Below are 21771 nucleotides of genomic sequence, written 5' to 3'. Positions count from 1 at the left end.
TTCGCCGCTAACATATCTTGAAACAATTCTATACTATTAATAACAAAGAGATAGAGTAGTCGATTAACTTCAGCAGATTTCAGTTAGGTTTGTGAGTGGGCACTCTACTGCCAAAGTTGATGATAGAACACTTTGATTATTCGATGAACGGTATGTTGGCTAAGGAGTGAGAAGGTGAATGATGATGGCAAAACATGGCAATAATTACACCATCAAGCAGTGTCTAGCCTGGAGCTTGGCAATGATGTTGTTGCTATTGGCAAGCGGTGTATGGGCAAATGAACAACCACAGAGTGAGACACGGACAGAAGGCGATTCCGTGGCTATCATTGAAACCCCATCTTCAGAGCTCGAAAATGAGATTGAACAAGCTAAGCAATACATCAGCGAGTTATCAGTGACATTAGATCAAGCGACGGGTGATGTGCGTGATGCTTTACAACTGCAATTATTTCAGAAAAACGCGGAACTAAGGAAGAGTCTTGCCAAGGCCGTAGAAGATAATGTTATTGCCAAAGACAAGCTAATTGATTGGGTAAAAACCCAACATGCTTATACTGAGGAAGCGAACCGCTATATTACGGAAAGGCTTAATTCTATTGATAGTAATCTTGCACAGGCATCTCATGAGGATAAACTGTCTTACATTTCCACTTATAGAGAGCTGCAGTATTATCTTGATGCGACTTACCAATCTGGTTTAGAAAATATCCAATGGTTGAATCGGCTAGATATTGATGTGACCCAACCACAAGCCACGCTAAAGGATCGCGTCAATCAACGCCTTCGACTTTTATCGGCTTCGCTGGAATATTTAAAGCAGCAAAGCAGTATCATCAATGGCCAGATCAGCTCTAGCCCTGAATCTGAGAAAGCGAGCTTACAATTGTCACTGATTTTCACTCAGCAGAGGCTCGATATTGTCACAAAAAGTTTGCGTGTGGTGGTTGGCATTGCTGATAGTCTTGCGATGGAAACTGCGGATTATAAACGACAAATTTTTCAAGCAACGGGTAGCATTACTCAAGAGTTGCTTAATACTCAAGTTGCATTTTCAATCCTACATCATTGGTCGAACTCATTTATTAACTGGCTTACCAGCAATGCGGTTCAACACTTGTTTCAGTTGTTTATTTTTCTGTTGATCTTGATGACTGCGAAAGGTGGAGCAAAAGTAACGAGAAGTTTAGTGCGCTCTGCAGTTAGCTCGAAGAATATCAACATGTCTCACTTAATGCAGGACTTCTTCGTTTCCATTTCCGGAAAAGTAGTATGGATTATTGGTATCTTGATCGGCCTTTCACAGTTTGGTTTCAATTTAGCGCCAGTGTTAACGGGCTTTGGTATTGCAGGGGTGATCATCGGTTTTGCTTTGCAAGATACCTTATCTAACTTTGCTGCCGGTATGATGTTACTGATTTATCGACCGTTTGATGTCGGTGATTTTGTCCATGCCGGTGGTGTAGACGGTAAAGTCAGCCATATGAGTTTAGTCAATACCACTATCCGTACTTTTGATAACCAAATCATTATTGTGCCAAACAGTAAAATCTGGGGGGAGGTGATTAAAAATGTCACTCATGAAAAAATTCGCCGTGTCGATATGGTGTTTGGTATAGGTTACACGGATAACCTACTCAAAGCAGAAGCGGTGCTGACCGATATCGTAAAATCTCACCCTGCGGTATTGCGCTCCCCTGAACCCAATATCAAAGTTCATATGCTTAATACCTCTTCTGTTGATTTCATCGTCCGTCCTTGGGTCAAAACAGATGACTACTGGGATGTGTATTGGGATGTCACCAAAGAAGTAAAACTGCGTTTTGACAGGGAAGGCATTTCCATTCCATTTCCGCAACAAGATGTACATTTGCATCTTGTTGGACAAAATGACCCAAACATGCCAGCGGCTTCTGAATAGTCGATTTTCAGGCTTATCGAGCGCGCGTATACTGACTATTTTGCCAGCAAGTTTGGATGGACAGAAAAATACTTCAGTTTGCTAAAGGTTTGACAAGACGAAAAGTAATGTGTGTAGTCAATATTGACCATACAAGATTAGACAAAAAAGCCACCTCTTGCGAAGTGGCTTTTTTATGAATTTGGCTCCTCCTGCTGGGCTCGAACCAGCGACCTGCGGATTAACAGTCCGTCGCTCTACCGACTGAGCTAAGGAGGAAAGGTCGTGCTAAAAAGCGGGGCGAATGATACCGATCAGGTAATTGCCTGTCAATAGCTAACCATGTCTGAGATACACATTTTTGCTTTAAAAAAAACTTTACTTTTCTGTATGCCTTGCGGCTCAAAGGCTGAGTTTACTTATCCACCAAAATTGTGGATAAGTGTGTGAGTTAAACTTGAGCAAATAGTTTGAGTGGATAATTTAGGTATTAAACTCTAGAAATTAATGACGAATTACTAATGCTAATTTAATGATTTCTATCGAATAACTCAAAAATATGACACGGATCCAAGATGTAATCAAAATGGTTTGCAGGTCGCGGAAAAGTAAGAAAATAGGCAAAGACGCACTATTCTGGGGAAAACTTGTGGAAGAATATTTTGCTGTTAAAGCCAGTTAAGCCGCAAAATGGGCGAGGATAATATCAAGTCATTGTCAGGAAATCCAGAAAAAACTCTGAGCGATTTTGCCTAAACGCATCTAAGGCAAAATCGACAAGCGCTTGTTGCGCTGTCATTCTTTGGCGATGATGTGTATATTTATACAGCTTTGAGTCGTAGCCATCAGAAGCGGGGAAGATATGAGCAAAGTATTTGATTTAGTGTCGGAATATGCGCCATCCGGTGATCAGCCAAGCGCGATTAAGCAATTGATTGAAGGATTAGACTCCGGCTTGGCTCACCAAACTTTGTTGGGTGTGACCGGATCAGGCAAAACCTTTACTCTCGCGAATGTCATTGCGCAAGCACAGCGACCCGCGATCCTGTTGGCCCCCAACAAGACCTTAGCGGCTCAGTTGTACGGCGAAATGAAAGCCTTTTTCCCCAACAACGCCGTTGAGTTTTTCGTCTCTTACTACGATTACTATCAACCTGAAGCGTACGTGCCCACCACCGACACTTTTATCGAGAAGGATGCATCTATCAATGCGCATATTGAGCAGATGCGCTTATCGGCAACCAAAGCCCTTCTGGAGCGAAAAGACGCGATTATCGTTGCTTCGGTTTCCGCGATTTATGGTTTGGGCGATCCTGAAGCGTATTTACAGATGATGCTGCATATTCGCCGTGGCGACGTGATGGATCAGCGCGATATTTTACGCCGATTGGCAGAGCTACAATACAGCCGCAATGACATTGCCTTCGAGCGAGGGCAGTTTAGAGTCCGCGGTGAAGTGATTGATATCTTTCCCGCCGAGTCTGATCAAGATGCGGTACGAGTGGAAATGTTTGACGATGAAATTGATTGCATCAGTATTTTTGATCCCTTGACGGGCGTGATTAAGCAACGTGACATCCCTCGCTTTACGGTTTACCCCAAAACGCACTACGTGACACCGCGTGATCGTATTCTCGAAGCGATTGAGAATATCAAGCAAGAGTTACTTCAGCGTCAAACCTATTTGCGAGAAAACAATAAACTGCTCGAAGATCAGCGTATTACCCAACGCACTCAATTTGATATTGAGATGATGCTCGAACTGGGCTTCTGCTCGGGTATCGAAAACTACTCGCGTTATCTCAGTGGACGTTCAGAAGGCGAGCCACCACCAACCTTATTTGATTACCTCCCGCACGATGGCTTGCTGATCATCGACGAATCGCACGTGACCGTTCCACAAATCGGTGCGATGTACAAAGGTGACCGCTCGCGTAAAGAAACCTTGGTGGAATATGGTTTTCGTCTGCCTTCCGCGTTGGATAATCGTCCGCTCAAGTTTGATGAATTTGAAGCATTGGCGCCACAAACTATTTTTGTGTCGGCGACCCCCGGCAACTACGAGCTGGAAAAATCCGCGGGTGAAATCGCGGATCAGGTGGTGCGGCCGACAGGATTACTAGATCCAGTTTTGGAAGTGCGTCCAGTGGCGACTCAAGTCGATGACCTGCTTTCTGAGATTCGTCTGCGTGCCGTGAAAGACGAACGGGTGCTGGTGACCACGCTAACCAAACGCATGGCGGAGGATTTGACCGAGTATCTGCATGAACACGATGTCAAAGTACGCTATCTGCACTCAGACATCGATACGGTCGAGCGGGTTGAGATTATCCGTGACTTACGTTTAGGTGAGTTTGACGTGCTTGTAGGGATCAACTTATTGCGCGAAGGTCTCGATATGCCTGAGGTGTCGCTGGTGGCGATTCTGGATGCCGATAAAGAAGGTTTCTTACGTTCTGAACGCTCTCTGATTCAAACCATTGGCCGCGCAGCGCGCAACTTAAATGGGAAAGCCATCCTATACGCAGACAACATCACCAAATCAATGCAAAAGGCGATGGACGAAACCAATCGCCGTCGAGAGAAGCAGCAGGCTTACAACGAGAAAATGGGCATCCAGCCGCAAGCGCTAAAACGCAATATCAAAGATATTATGGAGCTGGGCGATATTGCCAAGAGCCGCAAGCAGAAGAGCAGCAAAATGGTACCTCTGTCTAAAGTGGCTGAGCCTTCTCAAACCTACGGCATTTTAACTCCGCAGCAACTTGAGAAAGAGATCAGCAAATTGGAAGCTCAGATGTACAAGCATGCCCGTGACTTGGAGTTCGAATTGGCCGCAGAGAAGCGCGACCAAATTGAAAAGTTGCGCCAGCAATTCATCGCCAATAGCTAGAAGCAACTTGCAAGATCAGACGCAAAAAAAAGCCAACAGCGTTTTCACTATTGGCTACGGTTGCGAACACGAAGTTCACTAACAACGTCAGTTGGCTAGGTGACCTAAAAGGTCAGTTAGCCACTGCATCCTTTATGCCAATCTTTACGGCCCTCACTGCTTGAAATTTGAACATATTTTCGAAAAAAACCTTTTGTAATTTGCAAAATGCATCGCGCAATGCGATTATTGTTCGAAACACAAATAAAAATTGGCTAGAGTATGCAACACACTACTGATGCGCCGCGCTCACGTTATCTTCTCATGGTGGAAGATACTGCGTCTGTTGCGGCTTTATACCGATCCTATCTAACGCCATTGGGTATCGACATTAACATTGTCGGTACTGGACGCGATGCGATTGAAAGTCTCAAACACCGAATCCCGGATCTGATCCTGCTTGATTTAAGGTTGCCTGACATGACCGGGATGGATGTACTGCACGCAGTGAAAGCCAGTCATCCTGATGTGCCGATTATCTTTATGACCGCGCACGGTTCGATTGATACGGCAGTCGAGGCGATGCGGCATGGTTCACAAGACTTTTTGATTAAACCTTGTGAAGCAGATCGCTTGCGGGTCACGGTCAATAACGCCATTCGTAAAGCCAGCAAACTGAAAAATGAAGCCGACAGTCCGGCGAATCAGAACTATCAGGGTTTCATTGGTAGTAGCCAGAAAATGCAGCAGGTGTATCGCACCATCGACTCAGCGGCAAGCAGCAAAGCGAGTATTTTCATTACCGGAGAAAGTGGTACGGGGAAAGAAGTCTGTGCTGAGGCCATTCACGCTGCAAGTCGTCGCGGCGACAAGCCTTTCATCGCGATTAACTGTGCGGCGATTCCCAAAGATTTGATTGAAAGTGAGCTATTTGGCCACGTAAAAGGTGCCTTTACCGGCGCGGCGACGGATCGGCAAGGGGCGGCAGAATTAGCCGATGGCGGTACTTTGTTTCTTGATGAGCTGTGCGAAATGGATTTGGATTTGCAAACCAAGTTGTTGCGCTTTATCCAAACAGGCACGTTCCAGAAAGTCGGCTCGTCAAAAATGAAAAGTGTCGATGTGCGTTTTGTTTGTGCCACCAACCGCGATCCTTGGAAAGAAGTGCAAGAAGGGCGTTTTCGTGAGGACTTGTACTACCGCTTGTATGTGATCCCACTGCATCTTCCTCCGCTGCGAGAGCGGGGAGAGGATGTGATAGAAATCGCCTACTCTTTACTGGGTTACATGTCTCATGAAGAGGGCAAAAACTTTGTACGTTTCTCTCCACAGGTACTTGAGCGATTCAATGAGTACGAATGGCCCGGCAATGTGCGACAGCTCCAAAACGTGCTGCGCAACATAGTAGTACTAAACAATGGTAAGGAAATTACCTTGGAGATGTTGCCACCGCCGTTAAACCAACCATTGGCTCGTAGTGAAAATCGCCTATTCAAAGAGTTAGAGCCGGTTTCTGTAACAGATATCTACCCGTTATGGATGACAGAAAAAATGGCGATTGAGCAGGCGATCAAAGCGTGTGATGGCAATATTCCACGTGCTGCAGGTTACTTGGACGTTAGTCCATCGACTATCTATCGCAAACTCCAAACTTGGAACAGTAAAGAAGAGATCAGGGCCCGTGATGGAATTACTGAATAAACAGAAAATCGCTTCGCTCGGTGAAGAGATTGGTCCGGAGAATGTGCCTGTATTGCTAGGTATTTTTCTCAACGAACTTGAGACCTACCTCGGGGTACTGTCGGATGCCACTTACAATGACAAAATCACTTACCTCAAAGAGATCAGTCATGCATTAAAAAGCAGCGCCGCCAGCTTTGGTGCTGATGTTCTATGCGACTTTGCCCTCAATTTGGACGGACGAGCGAAACAAAACGACGCGTTTGACGAAGTGAACGATGTGTTGGCAATGATTGATGTGTTACATCAAACTCAGCACGCGTATCAGCGATGGCAAATCGAGGCGTTCTAAGCGCCTAGTATAAGAATCGAAAACGGCCCTAGATGGGCCGTTTGTGTATCACAGATTAAGTTTGGATCAGTTGCTGTTCTATGGCTAAACGCAGTTTGTTGCGATCATGTCGCCAATCGTGGTTGGCAGAGGCAAGAGATTGGGTCGCGAAATGCCAATGTTGTTTTAAATCAGGATGTTCAGTATCGCCAAGAATGACATCAATTTTCCGTCCTTGACAAGCACGCTCACACCATTCCAACTTCTGTTTGAGATCCATTCTTCCTGCTGGGCCATATTCTGGGCTTAGGTTAGCTACAAAAATCAGCTTCGCCTTGCTGTTACGTGCGATCGCTTTACCCAGCTCAGGCAAAAGTAAAGGTGGCATAATACTGGTCAAAAAGCTGCCCGGGCCGAGAATAATCGCATCCGCTTGTTCAAGGGCAATGACGGCTTCCTTCGTCGCGGGCACTTTGGGGGAAAGATCCAAACGTTTTAAATCGGTGTCCATTTCATCCACGTTGGTTTCTCCTGTGACCCATTTTCCCTCCACCGACAGGGCGGTGAGATCGGACGGGTGCTCAGACATGGGAAGAATATTGACCGCCACTTTGAGCATGTCACGTACAAGATTGATGGCGTCTAAAGGCCGAACAGATAAGTTGTCCAATGCCGTGAGCATCAGATTCCCTAAGTTGTGCCCGTCAAGTTCACCACTGCCTTTAAAACGGTATTCAAACATCATGGAACTGATCGATGGTTCGGTGATGAGCTGGTTAATACAGTTGCGGGTATCGCCCCAAGCGATGCCGCCTTGGCAGTGTCGAATACGCCCGGTTGAGCCGCCGTTATCTGTAGTCGCGACAATACCTGTCGCGTTCCCACCAAAGTCTTTAAGAGCTGCCAAAACTCTTCCTAAGCCATGGCCGCCACCCACTGCGACGACCTTTTTGGAAGTGTGTACGTTCATTCAATTCTTCTTATTTTTTGTCATAACCAACTACAATTTAGAGTATTCGATTCATATCAGATACTCACTAAGTAGTAAATTGTGTATTTAGTGATGTTTTTCTTGGCTAGAGCTAGATTCCACCATAAATATTAAGTATTTTATCTGGCAAAGCTACCCTTATCTTGCTAGATCAAGGGTGCCATAACTCCGAGCTTAACTTGCTAAGTCGTGTTTTACGATAAGCAGCTTAAGCCAGTGGCAAAAGGCCACAAGGGCGACATTGGAAATGATCTCGCCTCCCGTATTTGGAAAGGTGTTCCGTGGCGCAACAATTTGAAGATACATTTCATCGCAAGTTCTATTACCTGCGTTTGTCGGTGACTGACGTCTGTAATTTTAAATGCACATACTGCTTACCTAACGGCTATCAGCCGCAAGGGCAAGCACCATCATCTTTTTTATCTGTTCCAGAGATCCGTCGGCTGGTGGTTGCGTTTGCCTCTTGCGGCACAAACAAAGTGCGCATTACCGGTGGCGAGCCTAGCTTGCGTAAAGATTTTTTACCCATTATTGAGAGCATTGCTTCAACTCCGGGTATCGAAAAAGTGGCGATGACCACAAATGGCTACCGGCTTGAGAAGCAGGTCGCGCAGTGGCAAGCTGCAGGGTTGACTCACATCAATGTCAGCGTCGATAGTCTTGATGCGCGGATGTTTCAGCAAATAACGGGTGAGAATAAATTTACGCAAGTGATGTCAGGCATCGACCGTGCATTTGATGTCGGTTATGAGCAAGTCAAAGTCAACGTGGTGTTGATGAAAGGGCTGAATTTACGCGAGTTTCCGGCTTTTCTGCGCTGGATAAAAGATCGCCCCATTCAGTTACGTTTGATCGAATTAATGCAAACCGGTGAGATGGACCAACTCTTCAACCAGCATCATATTTCTGGTGCTGTGATCCGCACTCAACTACTCAACGAAGGCTGGCTGCCGAAAGTGAAAGCCGCTAATGATGGCCCTGCACAGGTTTTTGTTCATCCGGATTATCGCGGTGAAATTGGTCTGATCATGCCTTACGAGAAAGATTTCTGCACCAGTTGCAATCGTTTGAGAGTATCGGCAAAAGGCAAATTGCATCTGTGTTTGTTTGGTGAACAGGGGGTCGATCTGCGCGATTTGTTGAGCAATGATGCGCAACGTGACGAACTGATCGCTCGCATCTCGGGTGGATTAAAAAATAAAGCCGTCAGCCACTTTCTCCAACAAGGAAACACCGGTGCAACGCCGCATTTGGCGTCTATCGGTGGATAACACCAAACTTATCGAGCTCGCCGCCTCAATGGTCGAGCTGCTCACTCATTGAATGACATGACAAGGTGGACAAATGGGTCACGCTGAAAGCAAGTTTCAACCAGCAAACATCGCGGTACTGACAGTGTCAGATACTCGTAGCGAAGAAAACGACACTTCCGGTGCGTATCTCGTTGAGAGCGCCAAAGAAGCCGGACATCATATAGTCGATAAGAAAATCGTCATTGACGATATGTATAAGATCCGCGCCATCGTATCTCAGTGGATTGCCGATGAGAGCGTACAGGCCGTGCTTATTACTGGCGGAACGGGCTTTACTTCGCGCGACAGCACGCCTGAGGCGCTCAAGCCATTGTTTGATAAAGAAGTAGAAGGCTTTGGTGAGCTATTCCGTCAAGTATCGTATGAAGAGATCGGTACCTCGACGATTCAATCTCGCGCGATTGCGGGTTTTGCCAACCATACAGTAATTTTCGCTATGCCGGGTTCAACGGGTGCGTGTCGTACGGGCTGGAGCAAAATTATCAAGCAACAATTGGATGCCAGCCATCGTCCGTGCAACTTTATGCCTCACCTGAGTGTATAAAGGAGAGAGTATGAGCCAATTAACCCATATCAATGCCTCGGGCGAAGCCAACATGGTGGATGTGTCGGCTAAAGCTGAAACGGTGCGTGAGGCTAGGGCAGAAGCCTGGGTTCACATGGCGCCAGAAACGCTGCAACTTATTCTTTCCGGCCAACATCATAAAGGTGATGTTTTCGCGACGGCGCGCATTGCCGGTATCCAAGCGGCAAAAAAAACTTGGGATTTAATTCCCCTTTGCCACCCTTTGTTATTGACGAAAGTCGAAGTACAGATCGAAGCCATTGAAACGGAAAGTAAAGTTCGTATTGAGTCGGTGTGTAAGTTGGCGGGCAAGACAGGTGTGGAAATGGAAGCTCTGACGGCAGCTTCTGTTGCTGCGCTCACCATCTACGATATGTGTAAAGCGGTACAGAAAGATATTGTCATTGGCCATATTCGGTTGTTGGAAAAAACTGGCGGTAAGTCAGGACACTTTAAGGCGGGTGTATGATCACAGTTCTCTTTTTTGCGCAAACCCGAGAGTTGGTAGGTACGGATTCAGTTGAGCTGCAAGAGCCGTTTGCGAATGTCGAAGCGATTCGCGCTCATCTCGCCTCACAGGCCGGAAAGTGGGCGCTTGCATTGGAAAGCGATAAGCTGCTGGCGGCCGTCAATCAAACTATTGTGCCATTAGATACCGAGGTCAAAGACGGTGATGAGGTGGCATTTTTTCCACCAGTGACAGGAGGTTAGCCTTGGATTCGCGTGTTTCTGTTCAGTTAGAAGACTTCGAGCTCGCTACAGAATATGCCCAGTTAGCGCAAGGGAGCGCCGCTGGGGCGGTGGTCACTTTTGTTGGTAAAGTACGTGATATGAATCTCGGCGACAAAGTGATTGGCTTATCACTCGAACATTATCCCGGCATGACGGAGAAGTCACTGAGTGAGATTTGCGATCAAGCGCAAACACGTTGGCCGCTATTAAGCGTTCGCGTGATTCATCGTGTGGGTGATCTAAAACTTGGTGATCAAATTGTATTCGTGGGTGTGTCCAGTGCCCACCGTGGCGCGGCTTTTGAAGCGTGTGAATTTATTATGGACTTTCTTAAGACCAAAGCGCCTTTTTGGAAGAAAGAGAGAACCTCCGAACAAACGCGCTGGGTAGAATCTCGAGAGTCGGACAACAAAGCCGCGCAGCGTTGGCACTTACCACAATAATTGCCAGGTAATGAAAAAGCGATGGTCTCTGCCATCGCTTTTTTGTATCACGATCACTGTCAGTAATAACATGGTCTTAAGTTGATTTTTGTTGTCATGTTGAATGGGTGACATTGTTCACAATACCATCTTTTCTGACAAAATAATCGCCACAATTCGTTAGACGCCATATGTCATAAATGTTAATTTTTAGCAACATATCTAGCACAAGATGCTGATGTGGGGTGGATTTTTAGATTTATCGACACTTATATCTGCGAGTTTTAGTTTGCTGTTTAATAAACTTCTGCTGAAAACTAAAGCTCTAGTATAAGGTGCTAATATTGCGCGGTTTCCTAAGGATTATTACGTTTTTTGCTACATTTTTATGGCAAATTACTTCAATGATTGCTAATGTGTGCCGCAATCTTTGCGAGTATTTAGCTATTTTTGCTTAAAAAACAAGCTGGAAATTTCTAAATCACCGACCGTTCTGGTGTTTTGCAAAGAAGTCATGGATGCAAATAAAAAACTTGGAGTTTATGCATGTATAAGAACAAAATCACTCAAGCCCTTCTTCTAGGCGCTGGTTTGGCAGTGGCTGCCACTTCTACTCTTTCTTTCGCTGCTGACGTTCCAGCAGGCACTAAACTATCAGCAAAACAGGAACTGGTTCGTGGTAACGGTACCGAAGTTGCCACCATCGATCCGCACAAATCGCAAGGTGTGCCTGAGTCTCACGTTATCCGTGATCTATTAGAAGGCTTGGTTAACCAAGACGCAGACGGCAAAACAATCCCTGGTGTAGCAACAAGCTGGGAAACGACGGACAACAAAACGTTTACTTTCCACCTACGCAAAGATGCAAAATGGTCTAACGGTGATCCAGTCACGGCGCAAGATTTTGTTTACAGCTGGCAGCGTGCCGTCGACCCAGCAACCGCGTCTCCATACTCTTGGTACATGGAATACACCAAGATGGTTAACGCAAAAGATATCGTTGCGGGTAAAAAAGACAAATCAACATTGGGCGTAAAAGCACTTGATGATCACACGTTAGTGATTGAGCTGGAAACAGCCGTACCTTACTTCGTGATGATGACTGGCCACACGACAATGAAACCAGTTCATAAAGCGACAGTAGAAAAATTCGGTGATCAATGGACGAAACCAGAACATTTCGTTGGTAACGGCGCGTATGTCGTTGATAAGTGGGTAGTGAACGAGCGTTTAGAAATGGTTCGTAACCAATACTACTGGGACAACGCGAAAACGGTGATCAACAAAGTCACGTTCTTACCGATCGAAAATGCGGTAGCGGAAATGAACCGTTTCTTGTCTGGCGAAATTGATTTCACGTCGACACTACCGACTGAACACTTTAAGCGTTTGCAGAAAGAGTACCCAGAGTCTGTGTCTGTTGAAGGCAGCCTGTGTACTTATTACTACTCGTTTAACACTAAAAAAGCGCCATTTGATGATGTTCGTGTACGTAAAGCGATCTCTTACGCGATCGATCGTGACATCGTATCAAACGCTATCCTTGGTCAAGGTCAAAAACCAGCCTACTTCTTGACGCCAGAAATTACCGCAAACTTCGACCCTGAGCTACCAGCATATGGCAAGATGACTCAGAAAGAGCGTAACGCAGAAGCGGCACGACTTCTTGAAGAAGCGGGTTACGGTAAAGGGAATCCATTGAAGTTTACGTTGCTGTACAACACCAACGAGAACCACAAGAAGATTGCAGTAGCACTGGGCTCTATGTGGAAGAAAACACTGGGTTTGGATGTTAACCTAGAGAACCAAGAGTGGAAAACTTATCTATCAACAAAAGATCAGGGTGATTTTGAAGTTGCACGTGCTGGTTGGTGTGGTGACTACAATGAAGCCTCTTCATTCTTGACTCTAATGGTGAGCGCGAACACGACTGGCGGTCAGCACTGGGGTAACAAAGAGTACGATGCTCTGATTGACAAAGCACTCAAGTCTACTTCTGAAGCTGAGCGTTCAAGCTTGTACCTAGAAGCGGAAAATCTGATGGCGAAGGAAATGCCAATTGCTCCAATCTATCAATATGTTCGTTCACGTCTACTGAACCCACGTGTTGGTGGCTTCCCATCAAACAACGCAGAAGAGAAGATCTACTCTAAAGATCTTTACATCATCGCGAAGTAATTAACTAAGCTGATAACTATAAAAAATCCAGACACTGCATGTGGTTGCACCACATGCAGGGTCTATTTACATTTAAACTGTCACAGACTGAAAGAGTGAGTTTATGCTTAAATTCATCATTAAAAGGATATTTGAGGCGATCCCAACTATGTTGGTTTTGATCACCGTATCTTTCTTTCTCATGCGTTTCGCACCCGGTAACCCGTTTTCAAGCGAGAAACCACTTCCACCGGAAGTTATGGCGAACATTGAAGCAAAATATGGCCTAGATAAGCCAGTATTTGAACAATACACCACTTATCTGTTCAACGTAGTGCAGGGGGATTTTGGTCCTTCATTCAAATACCTAGATTACTCGGTAAACGAGCTGATCTCGGTTGCTCTGCCAGTTTCAGCCAAAGTGGGCTTTATTGCATTTATCTTTACCGTCATTGTTGGGGTGACAATAGGTACAATTGCGGCACTTAAACATAACACTTGGGTCGACTATACCATCATGTCTACAGCGATGATTGGTGTCGTTATGCCTTCGTTTGTTTTGGCCCCCGCACTTATCTACTTGTTTTCGCTGCATTGGGATATTTTCCCTGCCGGTGGTTGGCACGATGGTGGACTGATGTACATCGTATTGCCAGTGATCGGCATGTCGTTATTGTACGTGGCGACATTTGCGCGTATTACGCGCGGCTCTATGATCGAAACGCTAAACAGTAACTTCATCCGTACCGCTCGTGCGAAAGGTCTAAGTTATCGTTACATCATTATCAAACATGCTTTAAAACCAGCCATGCTGCCTGTGGTCTCCTACATGGGGCCGGCATTCGTTGGTATCATCACTGGCTCTGTGGTCATTGAAACCATTTTTGGTTTGCCCGGTATCGGTAAGCTATTCGTTAACGCTGCGTTTAACCGCGATTATTCATTGGTTATGGGCGTGACGATTCTGATTGGTTTCTTGTTTATTCTGTTCAACGCCATTGTGGATATTCTACTGGCGATGATTGACCCGAAAATTCGCTACTAACAGGGAAGTTTGAAGTTATGTTGACGAAAAAAGAGCATCTTGAAGCGATCGAGAAGTTTTCTGAGAATTTGGAAATCGAAGGTCGCAGCTTGTGGCAAGACGCCCGTATCCGCTTTATGCGTAATAAAGCGGCGATGGTGAGCCTGTTTATCCTTGTGGTGATGACAATGGCAGTGATCGTCCTGCCAATGCTTGCGCCATTTACATTTGACGATACCGACTGGTATGCAATGCACGTTGGTCCAAACGCAGAGCACTGGTTTGGTACAGATAGCCTTGGTCGTGATCTTTACGTCCGTACTTTGATCGGCGGGCGTATCTCACTGATGGTTGGTGTGCTAGGCGCGCTGGTGGCTGTACTGATCGGCACACTTTATGGCGCGGCATCGGGTTTTATTGGCGGGCGTACCGACCGTATCATGATGTGTATTCTGGAAATCCTTTACGCTGTGCCATTCATGTTTCTTGTTATCGTATTGGTGACCTTCTTTGGCCGCAACATTATCCTTATCTTTGTGGCGATAGGTGCGATTGCTTGGCTTGATATGGCGCGTATTGTACGTGGTCAGACACTGAGCTTACGTAGCAAAGAGTTTATAGAAGCGGCACACGTATGTGGTGTTAGCAAGTGGAAAATCATCACACGCCACATCGTACCAAACGTACTCGGCATCGTAGCGGTTTACTCAACTTTGCTAATCCCAAGCATGATTCTGACAGAATCCTTCCTTTCATTCCTTGGTCTTGGTGTTCAAGAGCCGATGACGAGTTGGGGCGCTCTTCTACAAGAAGGCTCACAGACAATGGAAGTCGCAATCTGGCAATTAGCTTTCCCTGCGTTGTTCATGGTTGTAACCCTGTTCTGTTTCAACTACGTCGGTGACGGTCTGCGCGACGCGCTGGATCCAAAAGACAGATAAGTAGAATAAAAGATTAAGGAAGCAATGATGAACTTATTAGATGTCAAAGATCTGCGCGTCGAATTTACCACGCAAGATGGTATCGTCACCGCAGTAAACGATTTAAATTTCTCGCTAAACCAAGGTGAAACCCTAGGTATCGTGGGTGAATCTGGTTCGGGTAAATCCCAGACGGTATTTGCCATTATGGGCTTGTTGGCGAAAAACGGAAAAATTTCAGGTAGTGCTAAGTTTGAGGGCAAAGAGATCCTCAACTTGCCTGAAAAGAAACTGAACAAAGTGCGAGCAGAACAGATCGCAATGATCTTCCAAGATCCCATGACGTCGCTTAACCCGTACATGAAGGTGAGCGATCAGTTAATGGAAGTGCTTATGCTGCACAAAGGCATGGGCAAAGCGCAAGCGTTCGAAGAATCTGTGCGTATGTTGGAAGCGGTAAAAATTCCCGAAGCGCGTAAGCGTATCACCATGTACCCGCATGAGTTCTCAGGCGGTATGCGTCAGCGTGTAATGATCGCGATGGCACTGCTGTGTCGTCCGAAATTGCTGATCGCCGACGAACCAACGACCGCGTTGGACGTGACCGTTCAGGCGCAGATCATGGATCTGCTCAATGAGCTTAAGCGTGAGTTCAACACAGCAATTATCATGATTACTCATGATTTGGGTGTCGTTGCTGGCTCTTGTGACAAAGTGTTAGTGATGTATGCGGGACGCACCATGGAGTACGGCACAGTTGACGATATCTTCTATCAACCGACCCATCCGTACGCCGAAGGTCTTTTGAAAGCGATTCCTCGTCTCGATACCGAAGGCGAGATTTTACCAACTATTCCGGGCAATCCGCCCAACTTGTTACGTTTGCCTCCAGGTTGTCCATATCAAGAACGCTGTCATCGCGTGATGGATCACTGTAAACGTGAAGCGCCAATTCTGACGCCATTCGGTGAAGGTCGTCAGCGCGCCTGTTTTTCTGATTGGGAGGCTTGGACAAAATGAGTGCACAAGAGAAAAAGATACTGTTAGACGTTAAAAATCTGAAGGTTCATTTCAGCATCGCGTCAAAATCGGCTTGGCCTTGGAGTAAGCCCGCAAATCTGAAAGCAGTAGATGGCGTTAACATCCGTCTTTACGAAGGGGAAACGCTTGGCGTAGTAGGCGAGTCTGGCTGTGGTAAGTCGACTTTTGCCCGTGCCATTATCGGCCTTGTCCAAGCGACCGAAGGTGAAGTCGTTTGGCTTGGACAAGATGTGACCAAGATGAAAGAGGTTCAGCGCCGCGAAACGCGGAAAGACATGCAGATGATTTTCCAAGATCCATTGGCATCGCTTAACCCACGCATGACGGTTGGTGACATCATCGCTGAGCCTTTAGAAACCTTCTACCCGCAGCTTTCTAAGCAAGATGTGAAAGATCGTGTGAAAGAGATGATGGCGAAAGTGGGCCTATTGCCTAACGTAATCAACCGTTATCCGCACGAGTTTTCTGGCGGTCAGTGCCAGCGTATTGGTATTGCTCGCGCGCTGATCTTGAATCCGAAAATGATCATCTGTGATGAACCTGTTTCTGCACTGGATGTGTCGATCCAAGCTCAGGTTGTCAACCTATTGAAAGAATTGCAAAAAGAGCTTGGTCTTTCCTTGGTGTTTATTGCGCACGATTTGTCGGTGGTGAAACACATTTCTGATCGCGTATTGGTGATGTACCTCGGTAATGCTGTTGAGCTAGGTAAATCAGAAGCCTTGTTTGCTGACCCGAAACACCCATACACACGAGCGCTGATGTCAGCGGTGCCGATCCCTGATCCAAAGATTGAACGCAGTAAAACCATCCAGATGTTGGAAGGAGATTTGCCTTCGCCAATCAATCCACCATCAGGCTGTGTCTTCCGCACGCGTTGCCCACAGGCAACGGAAGCGTGTGCTAAAACCAGACCAACTATTCAAGGTACAGACACTCACGCGGTTTCGTGCCTGCACGTTGAAATCTAAGCCATTCAGCCTGTGACGGGCTTAAGCGCGGTATCGTAATGATCCGCGCTTTTTTTGTCTCTATTTTGCCTCTCTGTGGCGCTTCAAATTACACTTCTGTACTTGTTCGAAATTTCTGAATATCACTAGCAATCACCACTTGTTAAGAAAAATGCCAGCCTGTTTATACTGAGAAAAAACACGAGGAGGCACGAACATGGGCAAGTTAATCAACGGTGAATGGCACGATGTTTGGTACGAAACGCAGCAAAATCAGGGCAAATTTGTCCGTGAAGAGGCCGGATTTCGCCATTGGATAGAAAATCGCGAAGCAGCAACATTTCAACCTGAATCTGGGCGTTATCATCTTTACGTGTCTCTGGCGTGCCCTTGGGCGCATCGTACCTTGATTTTTCGTCATCTTAAGGGGTTAGAAAGCCATATTGATGTCACTATTGTCTGCCCTGATATGCTCAGTGAAGGCTGGAAAATGGGGCTGCCTGAGCCGCTATTTGGTCATACGCGTTTGCACCAAATTTATACTCAGGCGCAGAAAGATTACACCGGAAGAGTCACTGTGCCAGTTTTGTGGGACAAAAAGACCCTCACTATCGTCAGTAACGAATCGTCTGAAATCATTCGTATGTTCAACTCAGAATTCAACCAACTGACAGGCAATACGAACGATTACTATCCGCTTGCGCTTCGTGATGTGATTGATGAGTGGAATGCGTTTATCTACCCAAATATCAACAATGGTGTCTATCGTTGCGGATTCGCCACCACACAAGAAGCCTATGAAGAGGCGTATGAAGTGCTCTTTGCCGCTTTAGACAAAGTGGAAGCACACTTGGCGACTCATCGTTATTTAGCCGGTCGTCACTTAACTGAGGCTGACTGGCGTCTGTTTACCACGTTGATTCGTTTCGATGCGGTGTATGTTGGCCATTTTAAGTGCAATAAAAAGCGCATTGCCGATTACCCCAATTTGAATGGTTACCTAAAAGAGCTCTATCAGATGGATGGCATTGCTGAAACGACGGATTTTTACCATATCAAACGCCATTACTATTTCAGCCATACGACCATTAATCCAAGCCAAGTGGTGCCTGTTGGTCCAGATTTGGATCTGAACTCGCCTCATGGACGTGAGCACCTGTAATGAAAAATGAGTCGTCTTTTGTGTCACAACCTTTGTCATTTCACAGTCCATATTGGTGAATCAACTAAACTGAATTTAAAGGGGATTTTTCCTTTAAAGGAGGTGGAATGGACGTCAGTGAATTGGTTAATGAACAAGGCGTTTGGCATCTATTAATTGCGCTGTTACTCGGCGCAATCATTGGCACTCAGCGTGGCTGGGTGATGCGCAACAGTGCCGAAGGGAGCCGAGTTGCAGGCATTCGTACTTTCTCTCTGGTTGGTCTATTTGGCGGCTTAACCGCCTTACTTGCCGCTCATACTTCGCCGATCATTCTTGGCTTTGCATTAATTGCTTTAGTGGTACTCTCTTGCATCGCTTTTGTCATGCAGCAGAAAAGCAGTCAGGATATTAGCATCACTGGCGTTGTCGCCCTGTTGGTGACCTTTGTCATTGGTAGCTTGGCCGTCAGCGGACAACCTGTGGCGGCGGCCGCATCGGCGGTGATTACCGCGGTGGTGCTCGATAACAAACGTGAGCTTCATCAAGCTTTGCAGCGCTTGCAAGAGTATGAGCTTGATGCCGCGCTGCGGTTGATGATGATCTCAGTGGTATTGCTGCCGTTACTGCCCAATCAACCTTATGGGCCTTGGAATGCGCTCAATCCCTATGAGATTTGGTGGATGGTAGTGTTGATTGCCAGCATCTCATTTGTCGGCTATTTTGCCATCAAAATCGGGGGGGCCAAGCGTGGGATCCTATTCACTTCAGTTTTTGCGGGGTTGAGTTCGTCAACCGCTTTAACACTGCAATTTTCTCATCTTTCCCGCGAACAGCCTGTGATTAGTCCATTACTTGCCACCGGGATCTTACTCAGTTGTGGCACCATGTTTCCTCGGCTTTTGGTGGTGCTTTCGGTGCTTAATCCTCAACTGGTGGTTCACTTGTGGCCAGTTGCCTTGGCGATGATGCTCATGCTCTATCTTCCCGCTTGGTGGATTTGGCGTTTTAGCGATACAGAGTTTTCAGAGCAGCCCGGCAAGCAGAAGAACCCGTTGGCACTACAATCAGCACTGTTTTTTGGCGTGATCTTGGCCATTATCATGCTGCTTTCCCATGCACTCGCAGACTGGTTTGGCAATGCTGGGACACTGATTTTAGCCGCGCTTTCTGGTCTTACTGATGTCGATGCGATTTCGCTCGCGCTCGGCCGGCAGAGTGTATCGGGGCTAAATGTGACTACAGCGGCGTTGGGTATTTTTATCGCCGCTTCGGTAAATACCTTAGTTAAAATGGGCATGGTGTTGGCGATAGGTGACAAACACTTGTGGAAGCGAGTGGTTCCCGTGATGCTTGCTAGCGTTGCAGTCGGCGGGGTGGTGTTTTTCTTGCTGCATAGCGGGTCGTTGGCTTGAAAATAAAAAGCCCTCGACTTAGCGAGGGCTTGGACTTTACAGTGACAATTATTTCTGCTCTTGGCTTGACTGAATGGCCGTTAGAGCGATGGTGTAGACGATATCGTCGACAAGCGCACCACGAGACAAGTCATTGACTGGCTTGCGCATACCTTGCAGCATTGGACCGATAGAAACTAGGTCTGCACTGCGTTGTACCGCTTTGTAAGTCGTGTTACCTGTGTTTAGATCAGGGAAGACGAATACGGTTGCTTTACCCGCGACTGGAGAGTTTGGTGCTTTAGAAGCAGCCACGTTTTCCATAATCGCTGCGTCATATTGCAGTGGACCGTCGATGATCAGATCAGGGCGTTTCTCTTGTGCAATGCGTGTTGCTTCGCGCACTTTGTCAACGTCAGCGCCTTTGCCTGATTCACCGGTTGAGTAAGAGATCATCGCTACGCGAGGGTCAATGCCGAACGCTGCGGCAGAATCTGCTGACTGGATAGCAATCTCTGCCAACTGCTCTGCGGTTGGATCTGGGTTGATTGCACAGTCACCGTAAACCAGAACCTGATCAGGCAGAAGCATGAAGAATACTGATGAGACGATCGACGCATTTGGTGCTGTCTTGATGATCTGGAACGGAGGAACGATGGTGTTCGCTGTTGTGTGAACCGCACCCGAAACCAGACCGTCAACTTCATCGGCTTCAAGCATCATGGTGCCAAGGAACACAGAGTCTTGCAGTTTTTCGCGCGCAACTACTTCGGTCATGCCTTTCGCGCCACGCAGCTCAACTAGGCGAGCAACGTAGTTTTCACGAATCGCATCTGCGTCGATGATTTGCACGCCAGCACCAAGTTCAACGCCTTGCTGAGCGGCAACACGTTTGATCTCTTCAGGGTTACCAAGCAGGACACATTCTGCGATACCGCGCTCAGCACAGATAGCCGCTGCTTTGACGGTACGTGGCTCATCACCTTCTGGAAGCACGATACGTTTACCCGCTTTACGTGCCAGTTCAGTCAACTGATAACGGAACGCTGGTGGGCTCAGACGGCGTGATTTCTGCGTGCCTTCGGTCATGGATTCGATCCAGTTGCCGTCAATGTGGCTAGCAACGTGATCGTTGATAAACTCAATACGCTCTTTGTCGTCTGCTGGTACTTCTAAGCTAAAGCTTTGCAGGTTCAAAGAGGTCTGCCAAGTGTTGCCTTGTGCTTTGAAGATAGGTAGGCCGGTTTCAAACGCTGGCTTACACAAACCTTCGATTTCAGCCGGAATATCGTAACCACCAGTCAGAAGCACAGCGCCAATTTCCACACCGTTCATTGCGGCAAGCGATGCGGCAACGATAACGTCTGGACGGTCCGCTGAAGTCACCAACAGCGAACCTGGTTTAAAGTGCTCAATCATGTGCGGCAGGGAGCGTGCACAGAAGGTGATGCTTTTGATACGGCGAGTCTTGATGTCACCTTGATTGATGACCTCGGCCTTAAGGTGCTTAGCCATGTCGATGGCGCGAGTAGCAATCAGATTGATGCTCCAAGGCACACAACCCAGAACGCGGATTGGGCTTGAGTTGAAGATCTGCATCACTTCAAGTTGGTTCTGTTTTGCGCTGTCGGCGTCGTCAAAGATTTCCGACAAGTCAGGGCGAGTACGGCCCGCTTCGTCAACAGGGGCGTTTAGCTTGTTGATGATCACGCCAGAAATGTTCTTGTTTTTTGTGCCGCCGAAGTTTGAACAAGCCACTTCAATGCGCTCTTTGAGCTGCGATGGGTTGTCTGTGCCTGGGGTGGCAACCAACACAATTTCCGCGCCCAGTGTGGCAGCGATTTCTGCGTTCACTTGGTTGGCGAATGGATGCTTACGTGTTGGAACCAAACCTTCGATCAGGGTAACGTCTGCATCTTTATTGATCTGGTTGTAACGCTCTACAACGGTCTCAAGCAGCTCGTCCATGTTATCGTTGCCGATCAGGTTTTCAGCCACTGACATTTGCATTGGCTCGCCAATTTTCATGTCACTGTTGACTGCAACGATGGTGCTGGTTAGATCGGGCTGATCACCGCCACTGCGTGGCTGAGCGATAGGTTTGTAAAAAGAAACTTTAACGCCTTTGCGCTCCATAGCGCGTAGGACACCCATGCTAACGCTGGTTAAACCAACACCGGCACTGGCAGGGATAAGCATAATAGTACGGGACATCAGACAAAGTACCTTTAACTATTGGGGGATAAAAGCTTAACTGCGTATGGCTTGGCCGAGCCAAACAATAGCAGTGAAGCCCCTTATTCTTTTGTCAAAAAGAAATCTGGCTAGCGGTGAGGCT

General features: G+C 46.9%; 18 protein-coding genes, 1 tRNA gene and 1 riboswitch. Of the genes, 16 read left to right on the top strand and 3 right to left on the bottom strand.

All coding sequences use genetic code 11. The annotated features are described in order from the left end of the window. Nucleotides 1-244 precede the first annotated feature (244 nt). Entirely contained in the window at nucleotides 245-1921 is a 1677-nt protein-coding gene (locus EWA64_RS03885; RefSeq protein ID WP_425315129.1) for a mechanosensitive ion channel family protein, read from the top strand. A 182-nt stretch (nucleotides 1922-2103) separates the two neighbouring features. Here EWA64_RS03885 and EWA64_RS03880 read toward each other — a convergent pair. After that, nucleotides 2104-2179: transfer RNA gene (locus EWA64_RS03880), tRNA-Asn, on the bottom strand. A gap of 583 nt (nucleotides 2180-2762) precedes the next feature. On the opposite strand from EWA64_RS03880, the gene uvrB reads away from it, so the two are divergent. From uvrB to luxU, 3 genes are all read left to right on the top strand, one after another. Further along, a complete protein-coding gene (gene uvrB, locus EWA64_RS03875; protein ID WP_061893520.1) occupies nucleotides 2763-4793 on the top strand; it encodes an excinuclease ABC subunit UvrB in 2031 nt (676 codons plus the stop codon). Between the two features lie 261 nt (nucleotides 4794-5054). Then, nucleotides 5055-6473, top strand: a complete 1419-nt coding sequence (gene luxO / locus EWA64_RS03870; protein ID WP_039429913.1) for a quorum-sensing sigma-54 dependent transcriptional regulator LuxO — start codon at nucleotides 5055-5057, stop codon at nucleotides 6471-6473. Further along, on the top strand, nucleotides 6457-6804 hold the full coding sequence (gene luxU, locus EWA64_RS03865) for a quorum-sensing phosphorelay protein LuxU (protein ID WP_061893519.1): 348 nt from the start codon (nucleotides 6457-6459) through the stop codon (nucleotides 6802-6804). Before luxO ends, luxU begins: the two co-directional genes overlap by 17 nt. Nucleotides 6805-6859: 55 nt before the next feature. On the opposite strand, the gene EWA64_RS03860 is transcribed toward luxU, so the two are convergent. Next, nucleotides 6860-7753, bottom strand: coding sequence for a YvcK family protein (locus tag EWA64_RS03860; protein WP_061893518.1), 894 nt, complete (start codon nucleotides 7751-7753; stop codon nucleotides 6860-6862). A 175-nt stretch (nucleotides 7754-7928) separates the two neighbouring features. Beyond that, nucleotides 7929-8067, top strand: a riboswitch (molybdenum cofactor riboswitch). Here EWA64_RS03860 and moaA point away from each other — a divergent pair. From moaA to EWA64_RS03800, 12 genes are all read left to right on the top strand, one after another. Continuing rightward, complete coding sequence (moaA, locus tag EWA64_RS03855; protein WP_061893532.1) at nucleotides 8056-9045, top strand: GTP 3',8-cyclase MoaA; 990 nt, start codon at nucleotides 8056-8058, stop codon at nucleotides 9043-9045. Its footprint overlaps the riboswitch before it by 12 nt. A gap of 73 nt (nucleotides 9046-9118) precedes the next feature. After that, complete coding sequence (moaB, locus tag EWA64_RS03850; RefSeq protein ID WP_039429902.1) at nucleotides 9119-9631, top strand: molybdenum cofactor biosynthesis protein B; 513 nt, start codon at nucleotides 9119-9121, stop codon at nucleotides 9629-9631. A gap of 10 nt (nucleotides 9632-9641) precedes the next feature. After that, the gene (moaC, locus tag EWA64_RS03845; RefSeq protein ID WP_061893517.1) at nucleotides 9642-10121 is read left to right on the top strand and encodes a cyclic pyranopterin monophosphate synthase MoaC; all 480 of its coding nucleotides are present in this window, start codon (nucleotides 9642-9644) and stop codon (nucleotides 10119-10121) included. Further along, entirely contained in the window at nucleotides 10118-10363 is a 246-nt protein-coding gene (moaD, locus tag EWA64_RS03840; protein ID WP_061893516.1) for a molybdopterin synthase sulfur carrier subunit, read from the top strand. Before moaC ends, moaD begins: the two co-directional genes overlap by 4 nt. 2 nt (nucleotides 10364-10365) lie before the next feature. Further along, nucleotides 10366-10827, top strand: a complete 462-nt coding sequence (gene moaE / locus EWA64_RS03835) for a molybdopterin synthase catalytic subunit MoaE (protein WP_061893515.1) — start codon at nucleotides 10366-10368, stop codon at nucleotides 10825-10827. A gap of 525 nt (nucleotides 10828-11352) precedes the next feature. Next, nucleotides 11353-12984, top strand: a complete 1632-nt coding sequence (locus tag EWA64_RS03830; protein WP_061893514.1) for an ABC transporter substrate-binding protein — start codon at nucleotides 11353-11355, stop codon at nucleotides 12982-12984. A 103-nt stretch (nucleotides 12985-13087) separates the two neighbouring features. Beyond that, nucleotides 13088-14008: an oligopeptide ABC transporter permease OppB gene (gene oppB, locus EWA64_RS03825; protein WP_061893513.1), complete on the top strand. Its 921-nt coding sequence runs from the start codon at nucleotides 13088-13090 to the stop codon at nucleotides 14006-14008. Nucleotides 14009-14025: 17 nt separating this feature from the next. Next, entirely contained in the window at nucleotides 14026-14928 is a 903-nt protein-coding gene (gene oppC, locus EWA64_RS03820) for an oligopeptide ABC transporter permease OppC (RefSeq protein WP_061893512.1), read from the top strand. Nucleotides 14929-14955: 27 nt separating this feature from the next. Continuing rightward, entirely contained in the window at nucleotides 14956-15927 is a 972-nt protein-coding gene (locus EWA64_RS03815; RefSeq protein WP_061893511.1) for an ABC transporter ATP-binding protein, read from the top strand. Further along, complete coding sequence (gene oppF, locus EWA64_RS03810) at nucleotides 15924-16919, top strand: murein tripeptide/oligopeptide ABC transporter ATP binding protein OppF (RefSeq protein WP_039429885.1); 996 nt, start codon at nucleotides 15924-15926, stop codon at nucleotides 16917-16919. Before EWA64_RS03815 ends, oppF begins: the two co-directional genes overlap by 4 nt. Before the next feature lie 196 nt (nucleotides 16920-17115). After that, nucleotides 17116-18060, top strand: a complete 945-nt coding sequence (locus tag EWA64_RS03805; protein WP_061893510.1) for a glutathione S-transferase family protein — start codon at nucleotides 17116-17118, stop codon at nucleotides 18058-18060. Between the two features lie 107 nt (nucleotides 18061-18167). Further along, nucleotides 18168-19454, top strand: a complete 1287-nt coding sequence (locus tag EWA64_RS03800) for an MgtC/SapB family protein (protein ID WP_061893509.1) — start codon at nucleotides 18168-18170, stop codon at nucleotides 19452-19454. A 48-nt stretch (nucleotides 19455-19502) separates the two neighbouring features. Here the strand turns inward: EWA64_RS03800 and pta are convergent, their stop codons facing one another. Then, nucleotides 19503-21647, bottom strand: coding sequence for a phosphate acetyltransferase (gene pta, locus EWA64_RS03795; RefSeq protein ID WP_061893508.1), 2145 nt, complete (start codon nucleotides 21645-21647; stop codon nucleotides 19503-19505). Between the last annotated feature and the right edge of the window lie 124 nt (nucleotides 21648-21771).

It is taken from the genome of Vibrio cidicii (assembly GCF_009665415.1).
Lineage (GTDB): Bacteria > Pseudomonadota > Gammaproteobacteria > Enterobacterales > Vibrionaceae > Vibrio > Vibrio cidicii.
This window is presented reverse-complemented; position numbering and strand designations above follow the sequence as displayed.

Coding starts and splice junctions, on each gene's coding strand:
- EWA64_RS03800 (WP_061893509.1), top strand. CDS start 18,168: ATGGACGTCAGTGAATTGGTTAATGAACAAGGCGTTTGGCATCTATTA.
- oppF (WP_039429885.1), top strand. CDS start 15,924: ATGAGTGCACAAGAGAAAAAGATACTGTTAGACGTTAAAAATCTGAAG.
- EWA64_RS03860 (WP_061893518.1), bottom strand. CDS start 7,753: ATGAACGTACACACTTCCAAAAAGGTCGTCGCAGTGGGTGGCGGCCAT.
- pta (WP_061893508.1), bottom strand. CDS start 21,647: ATGTCCCGTACTATTATGCTTATCCCTGCCAGTGCCGGTGTTGGTTTA.
- luxU (WP_061893519.1), top strand. CDS start 6,457: ATGGAATTACTGAATAAACAGAAAATCGCTTCGCTCGGTGAAGAGATT.
- EWA64_RS03830 (WP_061893514.1), top strand. CDS start 11,353: ATGTATAAGAACAAAATCACTCAAGCCCTTCTTCTAGGCGCTGGTTTG.
- uvrB (WP_061893520.1), top strand. CDS start 2,763: ATGAGCAAAGTATTTGATTTAGTGTCGGAATATGCGCCATCCGGTGAT.
- moaC (WP_061893517.1), top strand. CDS start 9,642: ATGAGCCAATTAACCCATATCAATGCCTCGGGCGAAGCCAACATGGTG.
- moaB (WP_039429902.1), top strand. CDS start 9,119: ATGGGTCACGCTGAAAGCAAGTTTCAACCAGCAAACATCGCGGTACTG.
- EWA64_RS03805 (WP_061893510.1), top strand. CDS start 17,116: ATGGGCAAGTTAATCAACGGTGAATGGCACGATGTTTGGTACGAAACG.
- luxO (WP_039429913.1), top strand. CDS start 5,055: ATGCAACACACTACTGATGCGCCGCGCTCACGTTATCTTCTCATGGTG.
- EWA64_RS03815 (WP_061893511.1), top strand. CDS start 14,956: ATGAACTTATTAGATGTCAAAGATCTGCGCGTCGAATTTACCACGCAA.
- oppB (WP_061893513.1), top strand. CDS start 13,088: ATGCTTAAATTCATCATTAAAAGGATATTTGAGGCGATCCCAACTATG.
- EWA64_RS03885 (WP_425315129.1), top strand. CDS start 245: ATGTTGTTGCTATTGGCAAGCGGTGTATGGGCAAATGAACAACCACAG.
- moaD (WP_061893516.1), top strand. CDS start 10,118: ATGATCACAGTTCTCTTTTTTGCGCAAACCCGAGAGTTGGTAGGTACG.
- oppC (WP_061893512.1), top strand. CDS start 14,026: ATGTTGACGAAAAAAGAGCATCTTGAAGCGATCGAGAAGTTTTCTGAG.